The organism is Pseudomonas sp. PA-7-1E (assembly GCF_021605325.1).
Lineage (GTDB): Bacteria > Pseudomonadota > Gammaproteobacteria > Pseudomonadales > Pseudomonadaceae > Aquipseudomonas > Aquipseudomonas fluorescens_BV.
In genome coordinates this window covers 52,231-76,736 of the sequence record NZ_WKFA01000020.1, presented here as the reverse complement: position 1 = coordinate 76,736, position 24,506 = coordinate 52,231, and the positions used below count along the sequence as shown (strand labels likewise).

At 59.1% G+C, this 24,506-nt stretch carries 23 protein-coding genes and 2 pseudogenes; 16 read left to right on the top strand and 9 right to left on the bottom strand.

Annotated elements, in window-relative coordinates; translation table 11 throughout:
• Nucleotides 1-5: 5 nt before the first annotated feature.
• Nucleotides 6-671 (top strand): GMP/IMP nucleotidase, encoded by a 666-nt coding sequence (yrfG, locus tag GIW79_RS15320; RefSeq protein WP_034125505.1) that lies wholly within the window; start codon nt 6-8, stop codon nt 669-671.
• Between the two features lie 127 nt (nt 672-798).
• On the opposite strand, the gene lysM is transcribed toward yrfG, so the two are convergent.
• Nucleotides 799-1,239, bottom strand: a complete 441-nt coding sequence (gene lysM / locus GIW79_RS15315; protein ID WP_032894105.1) for a peptidoglycan-binding protein LysM — start codon at nt 1,237-1,239, stop codon at nt 799-801.
• Between the two features lie 242 nt (nt 1,240-1,481).
• On the opposite strand from lysM, the gene fdhD reads away from it, so the two are divergent.
• The 3 genes from fdhD to GIW79_RS15300 all read left to right on the top strand — a co-directional run bounded on the left by fdhD (nt 1,482) and on the right by GIW79_RS15300 (nt 5,498).
• Nucleotides 1,482-2,321, top strand: coding sequence for a formate dehydrogenase accessory sulfurtransferase FdhD (gene fdhD, locus GIW79_RS15310; RefSeq protein ID WP_236454706.1), 840 nt, complete (start codon nt 1,482-1,484; stop codon nt 2,319-2,321).
• Nucleotides 2,318-4,666 carry an FdhF/YdeP family oxidoreductase gene (locus GIW79_RS15305; RefSeq protein WP_236454703.1) on the top strand — a complete coding sequence of 783 codons (2,349 nt, stop codon included), beginning with the start codon at nt 2,318-2,320 and terminating at the stop codon, nt 4,664-4,666. Before fdhD ends, GIW79_RS15305 begins: the two co-directional genes overlap by 4 nt.
• A gap of 349 nt (nt 4,667-5,015) precedes the next feature.
• The gene (locus GIW79_RS15300; protein ID WP_034125502.1) at nt 5,016-5,498 is read left to right on the top strand and encodes a glycine zipper domain-containing protein; all 483 of its coding nucleotides are present in this window, start codon (nt 5,016-5,018) and stop codon (nt 5,496-5,498) included.
• 146 nt (nt 5,499-5,644) lie between these two features.
• Here the strand turns inward: GIW79_RS15300 and GIW79_RS15295 are convergent, their stop codons facing one another.
• The 3 genes from GIW79_RS15295 to GIW79_RS15285 all read right to left on the bottom strand — a co-directional run bounded on the left by GIW79_RS15295 (nt 5,645) and on the right by GIW79_RS15285 (nt 9,426).
• Nucleotides 5,645-6,076, bottom strand: a complete 432-nt coding sequence (locus GIW79_RS15295; protein WP_054920254.1) for an acyl-CoA thioesterase — start codon at nt 6,074-6,076, stop codon at nt 5,645-5,647.
• Nucleotides 6,077-6,088: 12 nt separating this feature from the next.
• Entirely contained in the window at nt 6,089-8,026 is a 1,938-nt protein-coding gene (locus GIW79_RS15290) for a RecQ family ATP-dependent DNA helicase (protein ID WP_236454701.1), read from the bottom strand.
• Between the two features lie 224 nt (nt 8,027-8,250).
• Entirely contained in the window at nt 8,251-9,426 is a 1,176-nt protein-coding gene (locus tag GIW79_RS15285) for a tetratricopeptide repeat protein (protein WP_236454700.1), read from the bottom strand.
• A gap of 175 nt (nt 9,427-9,601) precedes the next feature.
• Between GIW79_RS15285 and GIW79_RS15280 the strand changes: the two genes are divergently transcribed.
• The 6 genes and pseudogenes from GIW79_RS15280 (at nt 9,602) to GIW79_RS15255 (ending at nt 12,645) form a co-directional block, all read left to right on the top strand.
• On the top strand, nt 9,602-9,772 hold the full coding sequence (locus tag GIW79_RS15280) for a YhfG family protein (RefSeq protein WP_186526720.1): 171 nt from the start codon (nt 9,602-9,604) through the stop codon (nt 9,770-9,772).
• A pseudogene (locus GIW79_RS15275) lies at nt 9,772-9,963 on the top strand (cell filamentation protein Fic); the annotation flags it as partial. The gene GIW79_RS15280 and the pseudogene GIW79_RS15275, both read left to right, overlap by 1 nt.
• A pseudogene (locus GIW79_RS15270) lies at nt 9,938-10,186 on the top strand (hypothetical protein). The pseudogenes GIW79_RS15275 and GIW79_RS15270, both read left to right, overlap by 26 nt.
• Before the next feature lie 289 nt (nt 10,187-10,475).
• On the top strand, nt 10,476-10,952 hold the full coding sequence (locus tag GIW79_RS15265; RefSeq protein ID WP_054896649.1) for a hypothetical protein: 477 nt from the start codon (nt 10,476-10,478) through the stop codon (nt 10,950-10,952).
• Nucleotides 10,953-11,233: 281 nt separating this feature from the next.
• Nucleotides 11,234-11,590, top strand: a complete 357-nt coding sequence (locus GIW79_RS15260; RefSeq protein ID WP_034125858.1) for a DUF1493 family protein — start codon at nt 11,234-11,236, stop codon at nt 11,588-11,590.
• Between the two features lie 191 nt (nt 11,591-11,781).
• Nucleotides 11,782-12,645, top strand: a complete 864-nt coding sequence (locus tag GIW79_RS15255) for a DMT family transporter (protein WP_229999887.1) — start codon at nt 11,782-11,784, stop codon at nt 12,643-12,645.
• 50 nt (nt 12,646-12,695) lie between these two features.
• Here GIW79_RS15255 and GIW79_RS15250 read toward each other — a convergent pair whose 3' ends face one another.
• Both GIW79_RS15250 and hslO read right to left on the bottom strand, forming a co-directional pair.
• A complete protein-coding gene (locus GIW79_RS15250) occupies nt 12,696-14,237 on the bottom strand; it encodes a phosphoenolpyruvate carboxykinase (RefSeq protein ID WP_005783824.1) in 1,542 nt (513 codons plus the stop codon).
• 179 nt (nt 14,238-14,416) lie between these two features.
• Entirely contained in the window at nt 14,417-15,319 is a 903-nt protein-coding gene (hslO, locus tag GIW79_RS15245) for an Hsp33 family molecular chaperone HslO (RefSeq protein WP_054920269.1), read from the bottom strand.
• A 124-nt stretch (nt 15,320-15,443) separates the two neighbouring features.
• Between hslO and GIW79_RS15240 the strand changes: the two genes are divergently transcribed.
• Entirely contained in the window at nt 15,444-16,247 is an 804-nt protein-coding gene (locus GIW79_RS15240) for a phosphatase PAP2 family protein (RefSeq protein WP_034125497.1), read from the top strand.
• A 136-nt stretch (nt 16,248-16,383) separates the two neighbouring features.
• On the opposite strand, the gene GIW79_RS15235 is transcribed toward GIW79_RS15240, so the two are convergent.
• On the bottom strand, nt 16,384-16,791 hold the full coding sequence (locus GIW79_RS15235; RefSeq protein ID WP_003236026.1) for an RNA-binding S4 domain-containing protein: 408 nt from the start codon (nt 16,789-16,791) through the stop codon (nt 16,384-16,386).
• Between the two features lie 116 nt (nt 16,792-16,907).
• On the opposite strand from GIW79_RS15235, the gene rimA reads away from it, so the two are divergent.
• The 3 genes from rimA to rimK are packed head-to-tail and all read left to right on the top strand — an operon-like array spanning nt 16,908 to nt 19,085.
• Nucleotides 16,908-17,687: a S6 modification regulatory phosphodiesterase RimA gene (gene rimA / locus GIW79_RS15230; protein ID WP_054896652.1), complete on the top strand. Its 780-nt coding sequence runs from the start codon at nt 16,908-16,910 to the stop codon at nt 17,685-17,687.
• 13 nt (nt 17,688-17,700) lie between these two features.
• On the top strand, nt 17,701-18,183 hold the full coding sequence (gene rimB, locus GIW79_RS15225) for a retropepsin-like aspartic endopeptidase RimB (protein ID WP_442968600.1): 483 nt from the start codon (nt 17,701-17,703) through the stop codon (nt 18,181-18,183).
• Nucleotides 18,180-19,085, top strand: a complete 906-nt coding sequence (gene rimK, locus GIW79_RS15220) for a 30S ribosomal protein S6--L-glutamate ligase (protein WP_003187674.1) — start codon at nt 18,180-18,182, stop codon at nt 19,083-19,085. The genes rimB and rimK overlap by 4 nt, the downstream gene beginning before the upstream one ends.
• 140 nt (nt 19,086-19,225) lie before the next feature.
• Here rimK and GIW79_RS15215 read toward each other — a convergent pair whose 3' ends face one another.
• Complete coding sequence (locus tag GIW79_RS15215; RefSeq protein WP_003187671.1) at nt 19,226-20,539, bottom strand: ATP-binding protein; 1,314 nt, start codon at nt 20,537-20,539, stop codon at nt 19,226-19,228.
• Between the two features lie 117 nt (nt 20,540-20,656).
• Nucleotides 20,657-21,397, bottom strand: coding sequence for an osmolarity response regulator transcription factor OmpR (gene ompR, locus GIW79_RS15210; RefSeq protein WP_003187669.1), 741 nt, complete (start codon nt 21,395-21,397; stop codon nt 20,657-20,659).
• Between the two features lie 357 nt (nt 21,398-21,754).
• Here ompR and GIW79_RS15205 point away from each other — a divergent pair, with 357 nt between their 5' ends.
• Both GIW79_RS15205 and GIW79_RS15200 read left to right on the top strand, forming a co-directional pair.
• Complete coding sequence (locus GIW79_RS15205) at nt 21,755-24,079, top strand: Tex family protein (protein WP_054896653.1); 2,325 nt, start codon at nt 21,755-21,757, stop codon at nt 24,077-24,079.
• Nucleotides 24,079-24,462: a PaaI family thioesterase gene (locus tag GIW79_RS15200; RefSeq protein ID WP_052199927.1), complete on the top strand. Its 384-nt coding sequence runs from the start codon at nt 24,079-24,081 to the stop codon at nt 24,460-24,462. The genes GIW79_RS15205 and GIW79_RS15200 overlap by 1 nt, the downstream gene beginning before the upstream one ends.
• Nucleotides 24,463-24,506: the final 44 nt, after the last annotated feature.

Sequence of the window (24,506 nt, the reverse complement as noted above, 5' to 3'; positions counted from 1 at the left end):
CCACCATGCCCTCTCTGCCCTGGCACGCCATCGACACCGTCCTGCTGGACATGGACGGCACCCTGCTCGACCTGCATTACGACAACCACTTCTGGATGGAACACCTGCCGCAACGCTATGCCGAACTGCACGGCGTAAGCCGAGCCATGGCCGAGATGGAGTTGCAGCCACTGTTCGAGCGTAACGCCGGACAGTTGCAATGGTATTGCCTGGATTTCTGGAGCGCCGAGCTCAAGATCCCGGTGCGCGAACTCAAGTTGGAAACCGCCCACCTGATTGCCCTGCGTCCGGATGCCGATACCTTCCTGGCGGCGATCAAACAGGCCGGCAAGCGCGTGATCATGATCACCAACGCTCATCGTGATTCGCTGTCATTGAAGTTGGAGCGCATTGAACTGGCGCCGTATTTCGAGCGATTGATCAGCTCTCACGACTACGGTTTCCCCAAGGAAAACCCGCAATTCTGGGAGGCCTTACAAGCGGATATCCACTTTGACCCGGCCCGTAGCCTGTTTATAGATGACACTTTGCCGATCCTGCGCAGTGCCCGGGATTTCGGCGTGGGACATTTACTGGCAGTGAAAGAACCTGATAGCAAAAAAGGCTCAAAGGACACCGCAGAATTTGCGGCCGTCGGGGATTATCGAGAACTCATCGCCGGGCTTATGTAGGAGCGAGCTTGCTCGCGAAAAACGTCAACGATAACGCGTGCTTCCTGGATAAACGCGGTGCCTGTGAGTTTTTCGCGAGCAAGCTCGCTCCTACAAAAGGGCGAGCTTGCTCATTTTATCCTGCGTATTACTCAGGGATGCGCAGTGTCTGGCCCGGGTAGATCTTGTCCGGGTGCGACAACAGTGGCTTGTTAGCCTCGAAAATCTTGTTGTACTTATTCGCGTCGCCATAGACCGTTTTAGAGATTGCGCTGAGAGTGTCACCGCTTTTCACAACAACAAAGCGTGAAGCCACCACGACTGGACCACTGACAGTAATCTGGTCATCCACACTTGCCACGCCGGCAATGTTGCCCAGCGCCAACAGGATCTTTTCTTTCTCTTCCTGCGTGGCCACTTCACCGGTCACTGTGACCTTGTCGCCATCCACCGTGGTTTGCACGTTTGGATTACCCAGGCCCACCTTGCTCACATGCTCCTTCAACTGCTCACTGGCGTTCGCATTACCCGGCGTCAACAGGTCGACAATCTTTTCGCCGGCTTCTTTGATAAAGCTAAAAATACTCATGGTGCGCTCTCCTTGGGATTTAATTTCCAGATGCCCAAGACTAGACCAGTCCTGCCGACTTGGGTTCCAGACTGGCTAAAGACTCAAAAGTATCGCAATCACCCCTGCCTGGAATAAGCCCGACTAAAACGCGGGTGAACCTTGATCGACGCCCTCTATCAATAGATCAATACAGGCGATTAGACGCGACCCTTTGTCGCGCCTAGTCTAATCACTGATCAATCCGCCGGTGGTACTGCCCCATGAACGCCAAGCGCCCTCACTGCGCGGCGCCCGCTCTCGAATCGACCGCGCCCGTCGCCAGCCAGAGCTATCACTATTGCAATCTTGAACACACTGAATTCGCCAGCAGTGCGCTGGCCGAAGAGGTGGCGTTGGCGATTGCCTACAACGATATCAGCCAGGCGGTGATGCTGGTGACGCCTACGGACCTGGAAGACTTCATTGTAGGTTTCAGCCTCGGCAGCGGCATTATCACCGACGTTAACGATATTTATGACCTGAAAATCAGCGGTTCGGGCGCAGCCCAGTACGCCCAGGTACAGGTGTCCAGCCGTGCGTTCTGGAACCTCAAGCAGCAACGCCGCCAATTGGCGGGCACCAGCGGCTGCGGCCTGTGTGGCGTGGAAGCGGTAGAGCAAGCATTGCCCGACCTCCAGGTACTGCCCGGCGCGCCCTTGCCGCCGGCGCAGTGGCTCGACGGCCTGCGCCAGCGTATCAGCGCATTCCAACCCCTGGGCCAGCACAGCGGCGCCGTGCATGCGGCGGTGTTTATGAACAGCCAGGGGGAATTGCTGATGGGTCGCGAAGACATCGGCCGGCATAACGCCCTGGATAAATTGATTGGCGCGTTGATCCGCCAAAAGATTCCGACCGACGGCGGCCTGGCGATTGTTACCAGCCGCTGCAGCCTCGAATTGATTCAGAAAGTCTTGCGCGCGGGTATCCAGACCCTGGTCAGCCTGTCGTCGCCCACCGGCCTGGCCTTGCAATGGGCGCGCCGGCACAACCTCAACCTTATCCACCTGCCGCAAAAAAGCGCGCCACGGGTCTATAGCCCTGCGATGGAGCACCAGCCATGAGCCTTCACCACCAAGCCGACCAGACCCCAACACCACGCTACAAGCCCTATAAAGGCCCAGCCGGTGGCTGGGGCGCTCTGATCAGTGTGGCGCAAGCCTGGCTGACCAGTGACAACGCCCTGAAAAACCTGCGCATGATGCTCAAGACCAATCAGAACGGCGGCTTCGACTGCCCGGGCTGCGCCTGGGGCGACTCGCCGGAAAGCGGCATGGTCAAGTTCTGCGAAAACGGCGCCAAGGCGGTCAACTGGGAAGCCACCAAGCGCCGCGTCGATGCGGCCTTCTTCGCCAAGCACAGCGTCACGGCGTTGCTGGAGCAAAGCGACTACTGGCTGGAGTATCAGGGCCGCCTGACGGAGCCAATGCGCTATGACGCCGAGAGCGATCGCTACCTGCCCATCAGTTGGGATGCAGCGTTCGATCTGATCGGCAAGCACCTCAACGCGCTGCCCAGCCCGAACATGGCCGAGTTCTACACCTCGGGCCGCGCCAGCAACGAAGCCGCCTACCTGTACCAGTTGTTCGTACGCGCCTTTGGCACCAACAACTTCCCGGACTGCTCGAACATGTGCCACGAAGCCAGCGGCGTAGCCCTGGCGCAGAGTGTCGGCGTGGGCAAAGGTACCGTAACCTTTGATGACTTCGAACATGCCGATGCCATTTTCGTCTGGGGCCAGAACCCCGGCACCAACCACCCACGCATGCTCGAGCCGCTGCGCGAAGCGGTGAAACGCGGCGCTCAGGTGGTGTGTATCAACCCGCTGAAAGAGCGCGGCCTGGAGCGCTTCCAGCACCCGCAACATCCGCTGGAAATGCTCACCAACGGCGACAAGCCGACCAACACCGCCTACTTCCGCCCGGCGCTGGGTGGCGATATGGCTATCTTGCGTGGCATGGCCAAGTTCCTGCTGCTGTGGGAACGCCAAGCCCTGGCCGAAGGCAAGGAAGCGGTGTTCGACCACGACTTCCTCAATGAGCACACTGCCAACGTCCTGGAATACCTGGGTCAGATCGACGACACCTCGTGGGAGGAGATCGTCGAGCAGTCCGGCCTGACCCTGGTGGAGATCGAGCAAGCGGCACGCATGTACGCCAGAGGCAAGAATGTAATCATGTGCTGGGCAATGGGGATTACCCAGCACCGCCACTCGGTGCCGACTATCCAGGAAATCGCCAACCTGATGCTGCTGCGCGGCAATATCGGCCGCCCAGGTGCCGGGCTGTGCCCGGTGCGTGGCCACAGTAACGTACAGGGCGACCGCACCATGGGCATCAACGAACGCCCACCGGTGGCGTTTCTGGACGCGCTGGAGCGTCGTTTCCAGTTCCAGGTGCCTCGCGACAATGGCCATAACGTGGTGGAAGCGATTCACGCCATGCTTGAAGGCCGCTCCAAAGTCTTTATCGGCCTGGGCGGCAACTTTGCCCAAGCCACGCCAGACAGCACGCGTACCTTTGAAGCGCTGCGAAATTGCGACCTGACCGTGCAGATCAGCACCAAGCTCAACCGCAGCCACCTGATGCACGGTAAAGATGCGTTGATCCTGCCGTGCCTGGGCCGCACCGACATCGACATCCAGGCCGACGGCCCGCAAGCGGTGACGGTGGAAGACTCGTTCAGCATGGTCCACGGCTCCAACGGCCAGCTGCAACCGCTGTCGAAACTGATGAAGTCCGAGCCGGCGATCCTGGCGGGCATTGCTGCCGCCACCCTGGGCAGCAAGCCCGTGGATTGGAACTGGCTGGTGGCCGACTACAGGCGCATCCGCGACCTGATCGCCGACACCATCCCAGGCTTCAAGGACTTCAACGAGAAGATCAAGCATCCAGGCGGTTTCTATCTGGGTAACTCCGCCGGCACACGGCGCTGGAACACTCCGTCAGGTCGCGCCAACTTCCGCCCGAACATCTTGCCCAAAGACCTGATCCACGAGCGCACCCACGCCACGGGCCGAGTGCCGGACCTGATCATGCAGTCAATGCGCTCCCATGATCAGTACAACACCACCATCTACGGCCTGGACGACCGTTATCGCGGGGTCAAAGGCCAGCGTGACGTGCTGTTCGTCAACGAAGCCGACATCATCCGCCTGGGCTTCAAGCCGGGGCAGAAGGCAGACATCGTGTCTCTGTGGGAAGACGGTCGTGAGCGCCGCGTGAAGGGCTTTACGCTGCTGGCATTTGATATTCCGGCGGGGCAGGCGGCGGCTTACTACCCCGAAGTGAACCCGTTGGTGCCGTTGGAAAGCACTGGCGATGGTAGCCATACGCCAACGTCCAAGTTTGTTGCGATTCGCTTGGAAGCGGCGAGTGACAATGGGTTGATCATGGCGCGCTCGGCCTGACTTGATCCGAGATATGTGTTTCTTGAACTACCGCTTTCGCGGGCAAGCCCGCTCCCACACTGGGATGGGTTCACCATTGAGACTGTGTGGACCGATCGAATGTGGGAGCGGGCTTGCCCGCGAAGAGACCAGCACAAGCACCGCACATTCTGCAGGCACAAAAAAAGGCCGCTTTTGCATAAAAACGGCCGTTCCGAAGTAGCTAAAGACCCGTAAAAACGACTTAAGTTCCCCATACAAAACAGCAACTTAGCAAATTGTATACAACCTCTGCCGCCGGTCGGATTTCGATTGTCAGCGCCTCGATACAACCTCAGGATCGCGCCGTCATCCCTTGAGGTTTCCCTGAATGAAGTTCTCCTCGATTCTCTTGTTGTCCCTTGGCCTGGTCAGTGGCGCAGCCATGGCAGGCGGCACCACCGAAGCCGGTGTAGGCGGCGCATTGGGTGGGGTACTAGGTTCCGTTGTCGGCCAGCAGCTGGGCGGCAACACCGGTTCGACCATTGGCGCGGCCCTGGGCGGCGCAGGCGGTAGTGCAGTCGGCGCCGACAAACGTAGCCGTGGCGAAGCCGCCATTGGTGGCGCACTGGGCGCAGCCGGCGGTAACGTCGTAGGGCGCAGCGTTGGCGGCAGCACTGGTGCACTGATCGGCTCCGCAGCCGGCGGTGGCGCGGGCGGCGCGCTAGGCAACTACATGGGTAACGAAAGTGATCGCGACAGCCGCCATTACCGCGATCGCGACCGTGACGATCGTCGCTACTACCGCGATGGCCACCCAGGTCGCGGCCATGCCTATGGGCATCGCAAGAACAAGCATCGTTATCGCGACTGATAAACCCGCGCTCTGACGAACACATCCGATGTGGGAGCCGGGCTTGCCCGCGATAGCAGTGAATCAGGTTTAGACGTACTGCCTGATACTGCGCCATCGCGGGCAAGCCCGGCTCCCACATTTGGTCTGTATTGCTTGTAGGTGCGTCAAACCAGCAGCCGCTGCATCGCTTCGCGCAACATTCCCGGAATCGGCACTGGCTGGTTCGAGGCTCGGTCCACAAACACATGGACAAAGCGCCCCGCCGCACGCGCCTCCTGCTCGCCCGCCTTGAATACCGCCAGCTCATACTGCACCGAGCTATTGCCCAGCTTGCCCACCCGCAGACCGACCTCAATGCACTCGGGAAAAGCGATCGAGGCGAAGTAATCGCAGGCCGAACTCACCACAAACCCCACCACTTCACCGTCATGAATATCCAACCCGCCCTGTTCGATCAGGTAGGTATTAACGGCTGTATCGAAGAAGCTGTAGTAAGTGACGTTATTCACATGGCCGTAGGCATCGTTGTCGTGCCAACGCGTGGTGATCGGTTGGAAGTGGCGGTAATCGTCGCGCACAGGCGTTGAGTCAGGCATCGGCAAGTCTCATCAAAGTTGATCCAATTGAGCATGGGCCCAGTCGCGCACCTCGGCGTAGGGGTAGTCTTCCAGCGCAGCAAAACCGGGAATGCCTCGCGCCTTCAACTTGGTAAACAACGGTACGCTGATACCGCCAAGGAAACGCGTCAAACGCTCCGCATTCGGCAAGTGTCCCGTGTGCTCATGATGCCTGTGGATAAAATCACCGCACAGCCCCATGAAGTTTTTATCCACAAGCGGCGGCAGGCTCGGCGGCGCCGGCAGATGGGCGACCTGGCCGTGGCATACCGAACAATGCCCGCAACGCCGGGGCGCATTATCATCACCAAAGTAGTGCGCCAGACGTTGCCCCAGGCAGTGGTCGGTGGCGAACAGGTCGAGCATGGCGTGAATCCGCGCGACCTCCGTCACCTCATGCTGCTTGAAGCCTGTGTATAACTCGGCGCTTAACGCGTGGGGGTCGAAATGGGTGTCGAGCAAACTGTAGACCTCAGTCATCTGCTTGCTTTCGAGCTCGATCAGGCCCTGCTCCTGAAAATAATCCAGTGCCTTCACCACCCGACTACGCTCGGCATTGTGCTGTTGATAAAGCGCATCGAAATCGACCGTCGCCCAGGTTTTAGCGCGCTTGCACACCTGGATGATCGCCGCGACAAACTGCTGCCGCTCGCCGGAAAAACGCGCCAGCAAGGCTTCGGGTTCGATCAGGTATTTGAAACGGTATTCCGCATAAAACGCATAGCGCGGCGCGATCACGCCCTTGAGCTCCAACTGCACCAGGAGCGTCTTGAGCGGCAACTCGCGAATATTGCTGTGGTCCGACAGCGACCTGAGCAGGAACTCCCACTGCCCTTCACTACGCGCGGCCTGCAATTCCTCCAGTACGCGCAAAATGCCGTCCTGCTCCGGCGTATCACCGTACACGAAGTTTTCCAGCACATTGAGGCTGTCGCGGTTGGCCAACACCAGGCAATCCGACGGCTGCCCGTCACGCCCTGCGCGGCCGATTTCCTGGCTGTAGTTCTCGATTGACTTGGGCAGGTCGAAGTGCACGACATTGCGGATGTCACTCTTGTCGATGCCCATGCCAAACGCGATAGTTGCGACAATGCAATTGGAACGCCCGCCCATGAAACGCTGCTGGATACCTTCGCGTTTTTCATGGGGCAGCCCCGCGTGATAAGCCTCGGCCTGAATACCGTGGCGGTTCAGATGCTCGGAAATCTGTTCGGCGGTTTTCTGCAAGGTGACGTAGACAATACTCGGCTGGTTGGCCCGCGCTTTCATCCACTCCACCAGCCTGCGGCGTTTGTCGTGGCCGCTGACCGGTTCCACCAGCAGGTTGAGGTTTGGGCGATAGAAGCCCGTGGTCACTACATCTTCGGCAGCAATGGAGAACTTGGCCTGCATGTCGGCGATCACCTGGGGCGTGGCCGTGGCCGTCAGCAACAGCGCCTGAGGGATGTTGAACTGGCGCTGGTAGTCCGGCAGCTTCAAATAATCCGGGCGGAAGTTGTGGCCCCATTCGGAGATACAGTGCGCCTCGTCTACCACCAGCAACGAGATCTGCACGCTGTTCAGGAAATTACGGAAACGCTCGTTCTTCAAACGCTCCACGGAAATCATCAGAATCTTGAGCTCGCCCGATCGCGCACGGGCCATTACATCATTGGCCTCATCACGGCTCTGGGCCGAGTCAATACTGCCCGCCGAAATGCCATGACGCTGCAGGAAACCCAATTGGTCCTGCATCAACGCCAGCAACGGCGACACCACCAGCGTCAGGTGCGGCAGCAACACGGCCGACAACTGGTAACACAAGGATTTGCCCGAGCCCGTAGGGAAAATGGCGGCGGCAGATCGCCCAGCCAGCACGGCGCTGACCGTCTCTTCCTGGCCCAAGCGAAAGTGTGGGTAACCAAAGACCTGCTGGAGGGTGTCGTGCATAAGGCTGTCACTCCATTGACCGCTGAGTTGGCTCAAAAACATAGCCCGGGATTCTCAGCGAATCGAGAAAGGTCGCGAGGAAAAAAGAGACAGGATGATACACAGAGGGAAGGATGGCTCAGGGCCGAAGTGGGACTTTTCCTAGAAAGTAACAAGACGCAGCAGATACAAATGTGGGAGCTGGCTAGCCCTCTCCCACATTTCAAAACCGTGCTACTGCTGAATCAGCGGTTTTGCACCCGCTCGATCGCCGTGTCATACACCGGGTTGGCCTTTTGCTCCTTGGCCAACTGGTAATGACGCAGCGCATCCGGGAACTGCCCGGCCGCTTCGTAGATGCGTGCAATGTTGTAGTAGGCACCGGCGCGCACAGTCGCGGCATTGGTACCGGTGGCCAGGGCGATAGCCTTGCGGTTGGCCCAGATCGACTCCGCGGTATTGCCGGCTTTCTGATACGCCAGGCCCAGGTTGCCGTAAGCCTTGCCGAAGCTGTTATCCAGCTCGATGGCTTGACGGAAGAAGTCGATGGCCTGGTCCAGGTTACCGGCCTGGTAGGCCGCTTCGCCCTTGAGGCTCAGCCTCTTCGCATCGGCCTGTACCGACGAGCTCACCGTCACGGCGGTGACGGCAACGCTGTCGTCCAGCAACGGCTTGACCTCGTTGAGTACATCTTCGGCGCCGACTCTCACGCCGGTGAAGGTGTTGATGTCCTGGAAGTCGCCACTGCCGGTCATGCGGAACACGGTCCACAGGTTGCCTGTGCGGTTCTGCGGCACATAGTAAGTGCGTACCAGGGATTGCCCCATGTACACGAACACCTTGGCCTCACTGTTGGACAACTCGCTGGAAGTGGGAGAGCCGCTGTTGGAATAGTCGTGCACGGCATAGACGTAGCTTTCGCCGTAATGCTTTTTCTGCAGGGTGATGGTCTCCGGGCCATAGCTATCGGTGTCATCCACGTCCAGTTCGGCGTCGGTGCCCTTTTTATTGTTGAAGAAGATGTTATTGCCGGGGAAGATCATATGGGAGTCGAGGTCGCGCGGAGCCTTGCCCCAGGTCAACACTACACGCAGGCCGTCGAGATTTTCCATCACCGGGCTGATGGCATAGGTCATGCCTTTACACGGGCACTTCACCACCAGGTTGGAATAGCCAGGCTTCTTGATGATCAGCAGGTTGCTGGCATCGTCAGCCGCTTCACTGGTCAGCGTTACCTGGCCTTGCGCGTTGGTACGGCCCACCACGTTCTGCGCGCCATTACGTTGCAGCAGCACTTCGGCATCGGCGATTTTCTGGTCCTTGACCACCGCGCTGAGCACTTCAATCGGCAACTGCTCGGCCTGGGCAGAAAACGCCACCGCACACAAAGATATCGCCGAGGCGACACGAAGCAAACCCATGCTTAACTCCCTTTAAGTAGTGGGCGGAATCGCCCTGCAAGATTTTGCGGTGAAACATACGCTGAAATGAGCTCGCTGGCAGATTTTTTATACAAGTTGTGACGGGCGCTTTATCCCGCCTACCGAGCTACGCATTGCGCTACATTCAAGCCTTGCTCTCCAAGAGGACGCAGCGATGAGCGAACTGACGTTTGAGCAAAAACAGGATCACTATCACAAGATCCGGCGTTCCAATTACTTGGCCAGCCTGCGCCTGGAAGGGTTGGATACCCAACCGACCGACGTCGACAAACCCCTGCCGACACGCGAAGCCGTCCTTGCCAAGTACCGCAACACCTCTAGCTGATGCTCGACAAATACGGGGTGGGCCAGGCCCCATACTGCTACCCCGGTAGCAGCACTCTGCGCAACCGCCTCGATTTGCTCGATGAAGCACGCCTGCACCAGGCCGGGCGGGAATTATCCGAAATCGCCGTAGGCAACCTTCCACTCTTTCCGCCACCCTACGACCTTGATCGCCTGTCACCCGCTTCTCATCGACACTCAAGCATCAGCCAAAGACATCCAATCCGCCGCCCACCAGCGTATCCGCGCCGCCAGCGACTGATTGGAAACTTTCTCTTGCCTGACCTTCGAACACGCTGACCTCAAAGACATTTCCCACATCATTAATGCGCTGTACCTGCTCGTACAGGACGGCTGTGATTTGTTGGAAGCCGCGCAACACGTTCAGCTGCAACCTGAACAAGCGCAAGTCTAAGCAACACCTGTGTAGGAGCGAGCTTGCTCGTGAAAATCGCCAACGATGACGCGGTAAATCAGAAAAAACGCGGCGCCCTTGAGTTTTTCGCGAGCAAGCTCGCTCCTACAACTGATCAGCTTTACCCATCACATCGTTGCAAGCCATAAATGCCGGAGGCTTTTGTAAGATACTGCCAAACGTCACGCCATCCGTTTCCCAAACTGCTTCAAATACCCGTTCAACCCTCTATACCAGTTACGCGTAGCCGACTGAACATAACCTCCTATCAACTGTCTCGGAAAAAACCGTGAACATCGAAAGGACTCAATATATCGGCCACTATGGCATCACTTTCACGGTAATTCGACTCACCGTGATGCCAAGCAATCGACAAGAGCTAGCCACACTTTGCTTGCTGGAAGCAAAAGCTTCAGCGATAGAGGTCCGCTTGCGGCTTCAGAAGTTGTACGAAAGGATGCTCGCCCGAGATCTACCCTGCGTCATGACAGTGGCCGTCTCAAAGCCACTGACCAGGAAGCACGCAGATAGCTTGAACAATCGGAACAACCTCATAAAAGAAATCATTTCTGGCGCAGTTGCAGCCCCTGTCGGGATCATATCCAGCAAAGCAGAATCGATAGTCGAGAACGCTATCAGCGATTTGATTTCTCGCAGGATCCGCAACTTTCACAGCGCAGACATCGTCATCGGCCTGGATGCTCAGGTCAGCGGTGGCATAGGCCCGCAGCGCTCAAGTGTCTCAATGCATGTGCACTCCAGATGAACTTTAGTCAATGGCTTTACCTACAAACAGCGCTATTGTTCGCTCTCCATCTGCTGCTGTATTACAAAATCACTGACGGCACGTTAAGAACGCGTTTCGCCGTTACCTTCATCGTAACGGGACTGCTTCTGTTGTTCTGGCTACCCTACATCGCCATTGTCCTGAACATTCAACTTCTTCCCCTGGCCTTGTTCTTGATAGGCTTGGTTCTCTTCATCACGCGAAACAAATACCGCCTGCAACGTGACAGGCCCCCTCACCCACTCCTGCGTGCCCCCACCATGAACCTGGCCCCCAACTTCCCAGAAGACCCTGCCATGCAGCAACTTGTGCAATTGCTGCATGAAGAAATCGGCTTGCCAACACACAAGACCATTGGCTTGCACACCTCACTGAACTTCGACCTCGGGTGCGATGGTGCTGAGGCCAAGCAATTCATGGAGGCGCTGGAGCAGGATTTTGGTGTCGACCTGAGCGACTACGACGCTTATCGTTACTTCCAGCCGCCGGTGTTCGACGTGTTCCTGAAGCGTCGCGCCAAAGGCCGTGGTGACAAGATTCCGCTGACCATCGGCATGCTCTACCTGGCGATCAAGACCCACCGCTGGGACACGCAGACGCTGGAAAACCTGAGCTGAATCCAATGAAGGATTTTTTGTAGGAGCGAGCTTGCTCGCGAAAAACTCACAGGCGCCGCGTTCATTCAGCAAGCACGCGTTATCGTTGACGTTTTTCGCGAGCAAGCTCGCTCCTACAGTATTAGGGCAAGCCTGCTCCCACACTGGATCTGCGCTAATCTGGCGAGCCGTATAAATAACAAGGACCTTACATGGACGTAACAATGGGCCTGCTGGCCGCCCTGCTCTGGGGCGGCACGGACTTTCTGGTGGGCCTCAACGCCCGAGCCGTTGGCGTAAAACGCGCGGTGTATTTCGGCCAAGCCCTCGGTTTTTTGATCATGACCCTCCTGCTGGTCATTTTCCCAGCCTTCCTTTTCAAATCCCTTGATGCACCGTTAAGCGTTTGGCTCCTGGGCGTCGCCGCCGCTCTGCTGACGGTGTCCGGCGCCCTTGCGCTGTCCAAAGCCTTTGCCTTGGGCAAAGCGGCCATCGTCGCGCCATTGGTGACGTCCTATGGGGTCGTGACCACCTTGCTGTCCTGGGCCAGCGGTGAACACATCAGCCTGATACAACTGGGCTGCATCGCCCTGTGCGTGATCGGCGTTGTGCTGTCCAGCATTCACAAGGACAACGGTACGCCTCACAACAACCCGCGCCTGTCCATTGCCTACGCCATGTCCGCCGCAACCCTGTACGGCACCAGTTTCTGGCTGCAAGGTCGCTACACACTGCCAGCGCTGGGGCCAATCACCATGTTGTGGCTGGGTTACCTGGTGGGCTTGTGCGTGCTGGTGGTGATGGTGCTGAAGATCAAGGATGGCTTGAAGATCCCGCCGCTGAAAAATTGCGCGACGTTGACCGGTGCGAGCTTGATGAACCTCGGCGGGTTCTCGGCATTTTCGTGGGGCGCGATGGCCGGCTCGGTGTCGGTGGTGACGGTGATCAGTACGCTCTCTGGAGGGATCGCGGCGATCCTGGGGTTTGTATTTTTCAAGGAGCGTTTGTCAGCGGTGCAGGTCGCAGGCGTTGTACTGGTGCTGGTCGGTGCAGTGGTACTGCACATCGCCGACTAATCGCCCATAAAAAAGCCGCCTAAGAGGCGGCTTTTTTACAACGGCGAATCTTACAACTTAGGACCCGCCGCCTTGATCGCATCGCTGACTTCAAACTTCTTGAAGTTTTCGATGAACAGGCCAGCCAGAGCTTTCGCTGCTTCGTCGTAGGCAGCCTTGTCAGCCCAGGTGTTGCGTGGGTTCAACAGGCCGGTTTCAACGCCCGGTACGGCCAATGGCACGTCGAGGTTGATGGTGTCCAGGTGTTCGGTTTGCGCACCGATCAACGCACCGCTCTGGATCGCTGCAATCACGCCGCGAGTGGTCGGGATGTTGAAGCGTTTGCCGACGCCGTAGCCGCCGCCGGTCCAGCCGGTGTTGACCAGGTAGACCTTTGAGCCGAAACCACGGATACGCTTGATCAGAAGCTCTGCGTATTCGCCAGCCGGGCGTGGGAAGAACGGCGCGCCGAAGCAGGTGGAGAAGGTCGACTTGATGCCGCTGCCCGAACCCATTTCGGTCGAGCCCACCAGAGCGGTGTAGCCGGACAGGAAGTGGTAGGCCGCTTGTTCTTCGCTGAGGATCGACACAGGCGGCAGTACGCCGGTCAGGTCGCAGGTCAGGAAGATCACCGCGTTTGGCTCGCCGCCCAGGTTCTTCTCGGAACGCTTGGCAACGTGCTCCAGCGGGTAGGCGGCACGGCTGTTCTGGGTCAGGCTGACGTCGGCGTAGTCGGCGTGCTTGGCCTCGTCGATCACGACGTTTTCCAGCACAGCGCCGTGCTTGATAGCTTTCCAGATAACCGGCTCGTTCTTCTCGGACAGGTCGATGCACTTGGCATAGCAACCGCCTTCGATATTGAACACCACGCCTTCGCCCCAGCCGTGCTCGTCGTCACCGATCAGGTAACGGCTTTCGTCGGCGGACAGGGTGGTCTTGCCAGTGCCGGACAGGCCGAAGAACAGGGTCACATCGCCTGCTTCGCCAATGTTGGCGGCGCAGTGCATCGGCAGCACGTCGGCAGCCGGCAGCAGGAAGTTCTGCACCGAGAACATGGCTTTTTTCATTTCACCGGCGTAACGCATGCCGGCAATCAGTACTTTTTTCTGAGCGAAGTTGAGGATCACGCAACCGTCGGAGTTGGTACCGTCACGCTCTGGTACGCACTCGAAGTTGGCCACGTTGAGCACTTGCCACTCTTCACGACCGGCCGGGTTGTACTGGGCCGGGTTGATGAACAGGCAACGACCGAACAGGTTCTGCCAGGCAGTCTGGGTGGTCATTTTCACGGCCAGGTAGTGGTCTTCTGCAGCCCCTACGTGAACATGGGAAACGAAATGCTCTTGCGCGTTATTGAACGCCTCGACGCGAGCCCACAGGGCATCGAACTTGTCGGCCGGGAACTTGCGGTTGATCGGGCCCCAGGCGATGGCGTCCTGGGTGGAAGGCTCTTCAACGATGAAACGGTCAACCGGCGAACGACCGGTGCGGTGACCGGTTTCTACGACCAGCGCGCCAGTATCGGCAAGCACGCCTTCACCGCGCTGCAGGGCTTCTTTGACCAGATCGTCAACACTCAGATCGGTGTATACGGCGTTATTGGCTTGCGTCATGAGGTTCCCCGTCGGCCTATGGCCGAGTGCTCCAAACGTTTTGTAGTAGAAAGTTGCGCACTACTACCGCGAAAAAAGTGGGCCGGATTATGCCAGAAAAGCCCAAAAAGAGTAGGGCCCTCCCGTCAGAACACCTCTAATCCGGCGTTTGTCAGGTGATTTACCTGTGCTTAAACGTTTTAGTGGCGGGTGTCGGAAGGGGTGTCGCTGCCTGCGCCGGCGAACAATTGCGCTACATCAGCCGCGTCGAACAGGTAGCGCTGGTTGCAGAACTGGCAGTCGATCTCGATATGGCCGCCATGTTCCACCACCAGATTTTGCGCATCTTCCAGGCCCAGGCTGACCAGCGCGTTACCGGAACGCTCGCGCGAGCAACTGCAGTGAAAATGCAGGCCCTGTGCGTCGAACAGGCGCACGGCCTCTTCGTGGTAGAGGCGGTGCAGGATGGTTTCGTTGTCCAGGCCCAGCAGTTCTTCGGCCTTCAAGGTGTCGGCCAAGGCGATGATATGCCGCCAGCTTTCGGCACGATCATCCTCATCCTTGATGCGATCGGCCGGCAGTTGTTGCACCAGCAAACCACGGGCGCGCTTGCCGTCGGCGTTAAGCCAGAACTTGGTGCCCACTTGCTGGGACATAACGAAGTAGTTGGTGAAGCATTCCGACAGGGTCTGGCCGTCGAGGTCGACAATACCCTGGTACCGCTGGCCTTCAGTCGGGTCGACAGTCAGTGCCAGGACGCCGTTGGGCATCAGGTCGGCCAAGGTGGCATCTGCGGCAATCTGGTCAGCCTCGTAACGGGCCAGGCCACGGATCTCGCGCTCGCTCGAGCACTCGATCATCAACATGGGCACTGGCCCTTCGGAACGAGCCTGCAAGATCAGCAAACCGTCGAACTTCATGGTGCCCACCAGCAGCGCCGCGGCGGCCATCAACTCGCCGAGCAATTGCGCGACCGGCTCCGGATAGGCGTGTTTGGCAAGGACTTCGGCATAGCTGAGCTCCAACGAAACCATCTCGCCGCGGGCATCGCTCTCATCGAAGATGAAGCGTTGGGTGAAGTCGGTATCCGGTAGATCAGTCATAGGTCTGGGTATCTGAAGTGATGACAAAATGATTACAAGGTTTATAAAATTAAACGCTTTAGCACCATCTTGGTGCGACTTCTCCTGAATTCAAGGAGCTGAATAGAGCGATGAGGGACAGTTTATGAACAATCCGGGTTTGTTCCAAGCCAACTGGAACCTCCGGCGATGGGCTCTTTGCAATCTACTCGCTATCGGACTGCTGTGTTTTTGGCTGTGGCCCACGGGCCAGATGCTCTGTGTGATTTTCGACGAGTGGCTGTTTCATCTGCTCAATGGCCCATTGGCCACGAACTCGACCTGGCTACATGTGTGGGCCGTGGCCAGCCTGCGGCCGTTTGATGCAGTGGTCGGCGTGATTTTGCTGGCGCTGTTGATCCGCGGCGACTGGGTGTTCAAGGCCGTACAGGTGCGCCAGGCGTTTTTTGGCTTCCTCGGCATTCTGCTGCTATTGCTGTTTATCCGCATGCTGTTCTCCAAACTCGCGGCGCACATGGGCTGGCAGCACAGTAGCCCGTCGATGGTCATCAGCGGCGCGATTCAAATGAGCGACTTTTTCCCAGGGTTGGAGAAAACCTGGGAATTGAAGGACCGCTCGAGCCAGAGCTTCCCCGGCGACCATGCTTCGGTGCTATTGATCTGGGCGATGTTCATGAGCGTGTTCGCCCGGCGCATCGGCCAGGTGCTGGTGATCTGGGGCCTGGCGCTGCTGTTCATGATGCCGCGGCTGGTAGCCGGCGCGCACTGGGGCCAGGACGATTATATCGGTGGCGTACTGCTGGCGCTGTTGGCGCTGGGGTGGGGGTATTACACGCCGTTTGCGGCGAAGGTGTCGGGCGCTTTGTTGCGGATGACGGCGCCGCTTTTCGGGCTACTGAGCAAGTTGCCCGTTATTGGGCGGTTGAGTGTCATGCGCACAACTCCGTAACCCCCCAGGGCTAAAAGTGGGAGCGGGCTTACTCGCGAACGCGGGGTGTCAATCAATGCATCTGTGCCTGACCCACCGTATTCGCGGGCAAGCCCGCTTCCACATTTGATCGAATTTGCATGGGCGACTCGTGCAATCAATCGTCATTGCCGCTGCCGCGAAACTTGAACAGATCGCGGCGCTGCTTCTTGCTCGGCTTGCCGTCAGTGGTCAGGCCTGAAGCCCCTGCCTTGCGCATGGCCGCAGCGTTTTCGCGCTTGGCGATGCTGGCTTCGGTCTCGGCATACAGTGCCTGCGCTTCAGGCGCGCCCCGGCGGACGATGGAAAGCGCCTGTACTACGATGGTTTTTTCATCAAAGCCTGTACGAATCTGAAACTCGTCGCCGACGCGCGGCTCCTTTCCCGGCTTGCAGCGCTCGCCGCGATGATGCACCTTGCCGCTCTCGATAGCGGCCTTGGCCAGAGCGCGGGTCTTGTAGAACCGCGCTGCCCACAACCACTTGTCCAGCCGGACCTTCTCTTCCTCTTCCTGCTTTTGAGCCACTTGAATTCCTCGCTCTGAAAAATGTCGCAACTTTACCGTTGAAACCCTTCGACGCATAAACCCCAAGGCTCACCTAAGATACGCCAGGTAGCACCCTGTTTTCGCGAGGATACGCCGTGACCGACTTTCCCCTCTCACTCACCTCGCCCAACCAGCGGTGCGTGGGTTGCCAGCAAAGCGAGCCTCTGGGGTTCGATTTCGCGTTCGCCTACCAGCCTATCGTAGACCTGCGTGACCATTCGATCTTCGCCAACGAAGCCTTGGTGCGCGGTCCCCAGGGAGAAGGCGCGCTGTCGGTGCTGGCTCAGGTCAACGAAACCAATCGCTACCGCTTCGACCAGCGCTGCCGGACCAAGGCCATCGCCGGTGCCGCAGCCCTGGGCATGCAGACTCACCTTTCCATCAACTTCATGCCCAATGCTGTATATCGTCCGGAACTGTGTATCCGCAGCACTCTGGAGGCCGCCCGGGCGCACAATTTCCCGCTGGACCGGCTGATTTTCGAGACCCTGGAAAGCGAGCACGTAGATAACTATCGCCATTTGACGAATATTCTGCGTGAATACCGCGAATTCGGCTTCAAGACCGCCATCGACGATTTCGGCGCGGGCTATTCGGGGCTGAACCTGCTGGCCGATTTCCAACCTGACTTGATCAAGCTCGACATGGCGCTGATTCGCGATGTCGACCAGGATCGTGTCCGTCAGGTGATCGTCCGGGGGATTGTCACAATCTGTGAGCAGTTGGGGGTTACTGTCATCGCCGAGGGCATCGAAAGTGCCGGCGAGCGCGACTTTCTGTCCGACTGCGGAATATTTCTGATGCAGGGCTTCTGGTTCGCCAAGCCTGCATTCAAAGCGTTGGCTGAGGTATCTCCTCAAGCCTGGGCGAATTGACCGGTTAACCATATTGAAGACATTTGACCATTTGACCGTTGTGGGTCTGCGTGAGTGGGTGGCACTTCCCGACTTGGGAGTGGCGGGCCTGCGGGCGAAGATCGACACCGGTGCCAGTACCTCAAGCCTGCACGCCACCGATATAGAGCCCTTTGAGCGCGACGGTGAAAAGTGGGTGCGTTTTACCGCGCATCTGGGCAGCGTGGTGCAACTACGTCACCGCCGCTGTGAAGCGCCCCTGGTGACGATGAAAACCATCAAGAGCTCCAACGGCCATGCACAGGTGCGCTACGTGATCAGCACTACCCTGGCCCTGGGTGATCGGGTATGGCGGGTGGAGTTCACCCTCGCCTGTCGCAAAGCCATGCGTTACCGCCTGCTGCTGGGCTCCAAGGCGCTGATTGACGGCCACTTGGTGGTCAATCCGGGCCTCAAGTACGTTCAAGACAAGCCGGTGTTCCCGGTCTCCACTATTTCTGCCCCAGGTGCTGCATGAAGATTGCTGTGCTGTCGCGAAACCCGCGTCTGTATTCCACCCGCCGCCTGGTCGAGGCCGGCACTGAACGTGGCCATGAAATGGTGGTGATCGACACGTTGCGTGCCTACATGAACATTGCCAGCCACAAGCCGCAGATCCACTACCGGGGCAAACCCCTGGAAGGCTTTGATGCGGTAATCCCGCGTATCGGCGCTTCGGTGACTTTCTATGGCTGCGCGGTATTGCGCCAGTTTGAAATGATGGGGGTGTTTCCGCTGAATGAATCCGTGGCCATTGCGCGCTCGCGGGACAAGCTGCGCTCCCTGCAACTGCTGTCGCGCCGGGGTATCGGTCTGCCGGTCACCGGTTTTGCCCACTCTCCGGACGACATTCCCGACCTGATCGAGATGGTCAATGGCGCACCGCTGGTGATCAAGGTACTGGAAGGCACCCAGGGCATCGGGGTGGTGCTGTGTGAAACAGCAACGGCGGCGGAGTCGGTGATTGAGGCGTTCATGGGCCTCAAGCAGAACATCATGGTGCAGGAGTACATCAAGGAAGCGGGCGGCGCGGACATTCGCTGCTTCGTGGTGGGCGACAAGGTGATCGCAGCCATGAAGCGCCAGGCCAAGCCCGGTGAGTTCCGCTCCAACCTGCACCGTGGCGGCAGCGCCAGCCTGATCAAGATCACCCCGGAAGAACGCATGACCGCGCTACGGGCGGCCAAGGTGATGGGGCTGAGCGTGGCGGGTGTGGACATCCTGCGCTCCAACCATGGCCCCCTGGTGATGGAAGTAAACTCATCGCCGGGCCTGGAAGGGATCGAAACCACCACCGGTAAGGATGTGGCGGGGATCATCATTCAGCATCTGGAAAAGAATGGCGGGCCGAATATGACTCGGACCAAGGGAAAGGGCTGAATACCCACATCTGCCACACGCCGCGAACCACTGTGGGAGCTGGCTTGCCTGCGATGACACCGGTACATTCAACATCGTCGTTGAATGAACTACCGCTATCGCAGGCAAGCCAACTCCCACATTTGCATTCATATTGCTTGTTAGACAGCGTCTCGAGGCAGCATCAACCCCAGCGGCAGCCGCACCCGCGCTTCCAACCCGCCGCCTTCACGGTTGCGCAACTCGACATTGCCGCCATGCATCGACGCAATCCGCCGCACAATCGCCAACCCCAACCCGGTGCCCTTGCCTCCTCGGGCGCGGTCGCCACGGGTGAAGGGGTTGAAGATACCCTCCAGCTCAGCCGGGTCGATTCCTGTGCCACGGTCCATCACGCTCAGCACCACGTAAGGCGCGGCACTGTCGCCAGAAACGTACGCCGCCACTTCCACATCGGAACCGGCATGGTGCAAGGCGTTGCCAATCAAGTTGTTCAGCAGGCGCTTCATCGACACCCGGCGTAATGCGAACGGCTGGATCGGCTCCAGGCGCGTGCGCACCTGCTCACCATTCTGGTTATAGGGCGCAACCACCTCACGCACGAGGTCGGTGAGGTCGACCTCCTCGACCACTTCATCCCGCCCGTCACGGATGAACGCCAGGAACTGGTCCAGAATAGCGTCCATGTCCTCGATGTCGCGCACCATGTCATCGGTGAGGTCGGTATGGTCTCCCATCAACTCCAGGGACAACCGTAATCGCGTCAGTGGCGTGCGCAAGTCATGGGACACCCCCGCCAGCATCAACTCGCGTTCGCGCCCGGCCTGTTCGACATCTTCTGCCATCTGGTTGAAGGCGCCGTACACCTCGGTCATCTCACTGGGCGTGTCGCTGACCGGCAAGCGCACACTGCGCCCCTGGCCCAGTTGGCGAGCGGCAAACACCAGGCGCTTGAGGGGTTGGTTGAGCTGGCGGACGAAAATCCACGCGGACGCCGTTGAAAGCAAGCCAATGGCCAGGAACCAGCCCAACACGTTCCAGATTTTTTGCCCCCTCAGCGGGTGCGGATAAAGCGGAACCTTGATCCAGGCATCCCCCAGGCTTGGCGCTCGCACCCACAGCGCAGGCGAAACATGCATACGCAGCCGCACCTCGGTGTCGGCACCCAACTCGGCCTGCATCTGGCGCTGGTAGATCTCGCTGTAAGGCCAATGCTGCTCGCCTTCAGGCACACCAGCGCCGTCAACCCGCGTCAGCGTCGACGCCTTGGCTACTTTTTCGCGGTTCTCAGGGTCTACCGCCCAATAACCACGCAACGTCAGGGCGACACCATGGCTGTACTGCCGGTCCACCAGCACGTCTTCGTTCATCAACAGATAAACCAGCGTGAGCGCCTTGGAAAACAGAACGACAATAAGCACCAGCCAGAGGGTGCGGGAAAAGAAACTTTGTGGGAACCACAGCGGGGTTTTCATAGATGAAAGCTGCACACCTTGCAGGAACGAGCGGCGCTCGCAGAATTGCAGACGCCGGGCATCCCGTCGCCCCTCATGGAGTCAAACGCCAGGATACCCGCCCCTGCAAATCATCGGTCACTTGGTTGCGGTGCCATCCGGCACAAACACATAACCCACACCCCACACCGTCTGGATATACCGCGGCTTGGACGGGTCTGGCTCGATCATCCGGCGCAATCGGGAAATCTGCACGTCGATGGAGCGCTCGAGGGCGTCCCATTCCCGGCCACGGGCCAGGTTCATCAGCTTGTCACGGGTCAGCGGCTGGCGAGCGTTCATCACCAGGGCCTTGAGCACTGCGAATTCGCCGGTGGTGAGCATGTGCACTTCTTCACCGCGCTTGAGCTCACGGGTGGCCAGCGACAATTCGTAATCGCCAAAGGTGACGCTTTCGTCTTCGCTGCCCGGTGCACCCGGTACCGCCGGTGCCTGGCGACGCAACACGGCCTTGACCCGCGCCATCAGCTCATCGGGGTTGAACGGCTTGGCCAGGTAGTCATCAGCGCCCAGCTCCAGCCCCTTGATGCGGCTCAGTTCATCGCCCTTGGCGGTGAGCATGATGATCGGGATCTGATTGTTCGCACCGCGCAGGCGCTTGCAGGCGGTGAGGCCGTCTTCACCGGGCAACATCAGGTCGAGTACGACCAGGTTGAAAACTTCACGCCCTAACAGACGATCCATCTGTTCGGTGTTCGGCACCGCGCGGGCACGATAGCCCTTGGAGTTGAAAAAACGCTCCAGCAGGCTGCTCAGCCCCGGATCGTCATCAACGATGAGAATTTTTTCGCCTTCAGCAGTTTGTGCGGTGCTGCTCATTGGATGCTCCTCTTATCTCGGCGCGCATTATGGCGTAGCTGCCGTTATACGCACCGTGTGCATTGTTAGCAGATTTTTCATCTACTGCCAGCGAACCCGCGCCCTACAAGCTGCGGCGCAGTAGCCCCCAAGGGCGGAACGCTGGTTATAATGCGGCGCCTCCGTGCAGGGCAACGTCAGATCGTTACCGTTTGCTGCCGGGCTTTTTTTACCCGCTTGTCGTGACTTTTTCGATTTCGAGGGTCAATAGCCAGCCTCTTGACCCAGGCAGCGGCGCCAGTCGGGCCGCTCAACCAGCCTCGCCGAGCCTTGTTTTTACGGGCCGGCGCGCTGATTTTAAGAATTTCAGGTGGTTTTATGGACAGCATCAACAGCCGCATCGCCGAGGAACTCGGCGTACGCCCACAACAGGTCGAAGCGGCCGTCGCTCTACTGGATGAAGGCTCCACGGTGCCCTTCATCGCCCGTTACCGAAAAGAAGTAACCGGCAGCCTCGACGACACCCAGCTGCGGCACCTGGAAGAGCGCCTGCGCTACCTGCGAGAACTCGACGAACGGCGTATCAGCATCCTCGCCAGCATCGAGGAACAGGGCAAGTTGACCCCTCAACTGGAACGCGACATCAAACTCGCGGACACCAAGACCCGCCTCGAAGACCTTTACCTGCCGTACAAACAGAAACGTCGTACAAAGGGCCAGATCGCCCTGGAAGCCGGCCTGGGTGATTTGGCCGATGGCTTGTTCAACGACCCATCGTTGACCCCGGAAACCGAAGCCGCGCGCTTCATCGACGCGGAAAAAGGCGTCGCCGACGTCAAGGCCGCCCTCGAAGGCGCCAAGTACATCCTGATGGAGCGCTTCGCCGAAAACGCCAGCCTCCTGGAAAAACTGCGTACCTACCTCAAGCAGGAAGCCATCCTCAGCGCCCGCGTCATCGCCGGCAAAGAGGAAGAAGGCGCCAAGTTCCGCGACTACTTCGAACACGACGAGCCGCTCAAAAGCATGCCGTCCCACCGCGCCCTGGCGATTTTCCGCGGCCGTAACGAAGGCATTCTCAGCTCCGCGCTGAAAGTCGGTGACGAGCTGCCGGGCACCATGCACCCGTGCGAAGGCATGATCGGTCAACAATTCGGCATCCAGAACCAGAACCGCCCGGCAGACAAGTGGCTCGGCGAAGTGGTGCGCTGGACCTGGAAGGTCAAGCTCTACACTCACCTGGAAACCGACCTGCTGGGCGAGTTGCGCGACGGCGCCGAAACCGAAGCGATCAACGTGTTCGCCCATAACCTGCACGACCTGCTGTTGGCCGCACCGGCTGGCCCGCGTGCCACCCTGGGCCTCGACCCGGGCCTGCGCACCGGTTGCAAGGTCGCGGTGGTCGACGCCACCGGCAAGTTGCTGGACCACGCTACCGTGTACCCACACGTACCGCACAACAAGTGGGACCAGACCCTGGCGATCCTGGCCGCCTTGTGCGCCAAGCACGCGGTGGACCTGATCGCCATCGGCAACGGCACCGCCAGCCGCGAAACCGACAAGCTGGCCGCCGAGCTGATCAAAAAATACCCAGCCATGAAGATGACCAAGGTCATGGTCTCCGAAGCAGGCGCTTCGGTGTACTCGGCGTCGGAGCTGGCCTCCAAGGAATTCCCGGACCTCGACGTGTCGATCCGTGGCGCGGTGTCCATCGCTCGTCGCCTGCAAGACCCGTTGGCCGAACTGGTGAAAATCGACCCTAAATCCATCGGCGTCGGCCAGTACCAGCACGACGTATCGCAGCTGAAACTGGCACGCGGCCTGGATGCGGTGGTGGAAGACTGCGTAAACGCCGTGGGCGTAGACGTGAACACCGCTTCGGTGGCACTGCTGGCGCGAATCTCGGGCCTCAACGCGACCCTGGCGCAGAACATTGTCAGCCATCGCGACGAAAATGGCGCGTTCAAAACCCGTGCTGCGCTGAAAAAAGTCGCACGCCTGGGTGAAAAAACCTTTGAACAAGCGGCCGGCTTCCTGCGCGTCATGAACGGCGATAACCCCCTGGACGCCTCGGCAGTTCACCCGGAAGCCTACCCGCTGGTGCAACGCATTGCCGCCGAAACCGACCGCGATATCCGTTCGTTGATTGGTGATGCCGCGTTTCTCAAGCGCCTGGACCCGAAGAAGTACACCGACGAAACCTTCGGTGTGCCGACCATCACCGATATCCTGCAAGAACTGGAGAAACCGGGTCGCGACCCGCGCCCAGAGTTCAAGACCGCCGAGTTCCAGGACGGTGTCGAAGACCTCAAGGACCTGCAACCGGGCATGATCCTCGAAGGCGTGGTGACCAACGTGACCAACTTCGGCGCGTTCGTGGACATCGGCGTGCATCAGGACGGTTTGGTGCATATCTCCGCTCTTTCGGAGAAGTTCATCAAGGACCCACGTGAGGCGGTGAAAGCCGGTGACGTGGTCAAGGTCAAGGTCATGGAAGTCGACATCCCACGCAAACGCGTCGGCCTGTCGATGCGCATGAGCGATACCCCCGGCGAGAAAATCGACGGTGCCCGTGGCGCTCGCCCCGGTTCGGCGCCGCGCCAGTCGCAGAACAACGCCCCGCGCAAGGAAACCACCACCGCCGCGCCAAGCAACAACGCCATGGCGTCGCTGTTTGCCAACGCTAAACAGTTGAAGAAGCGCTGATGGAAATTCCGGCCGGTTTGACCCAGAGCGCATTCAGCGAACTGATCGGCTGCCGCCTGCAACGCCTGGAAGAGGGCGTTGCCGAGGTGGCCCTGACCCTGGAGCCGCACCTGCGCAACCGCGCGGGCAAGCTCCATGGCGGGGCGATTTTCAGCCTGGTGGATATAACCATGGGCCTGGCCTGTTCCAGCGCCCATGGTTTCGACCAGCAGAGCGCCACCATCGAATGCAAGATCAACTATATTCGCGCTGTGGAAGACGGTGAGGTGCTGTGCACCAGCCGGGTGATCCACGCCGGTCGCCGCACCCTGGTGGTCGAGGCCGACGTGTATCAGAGCGAAAGGCTTGTCGCAAAAGCACAGGGCACGTTCGCTGTCCTATAGCTCCCCACCCCCGATTTGAGTTAATTTCGGCGCTGCGATAACAG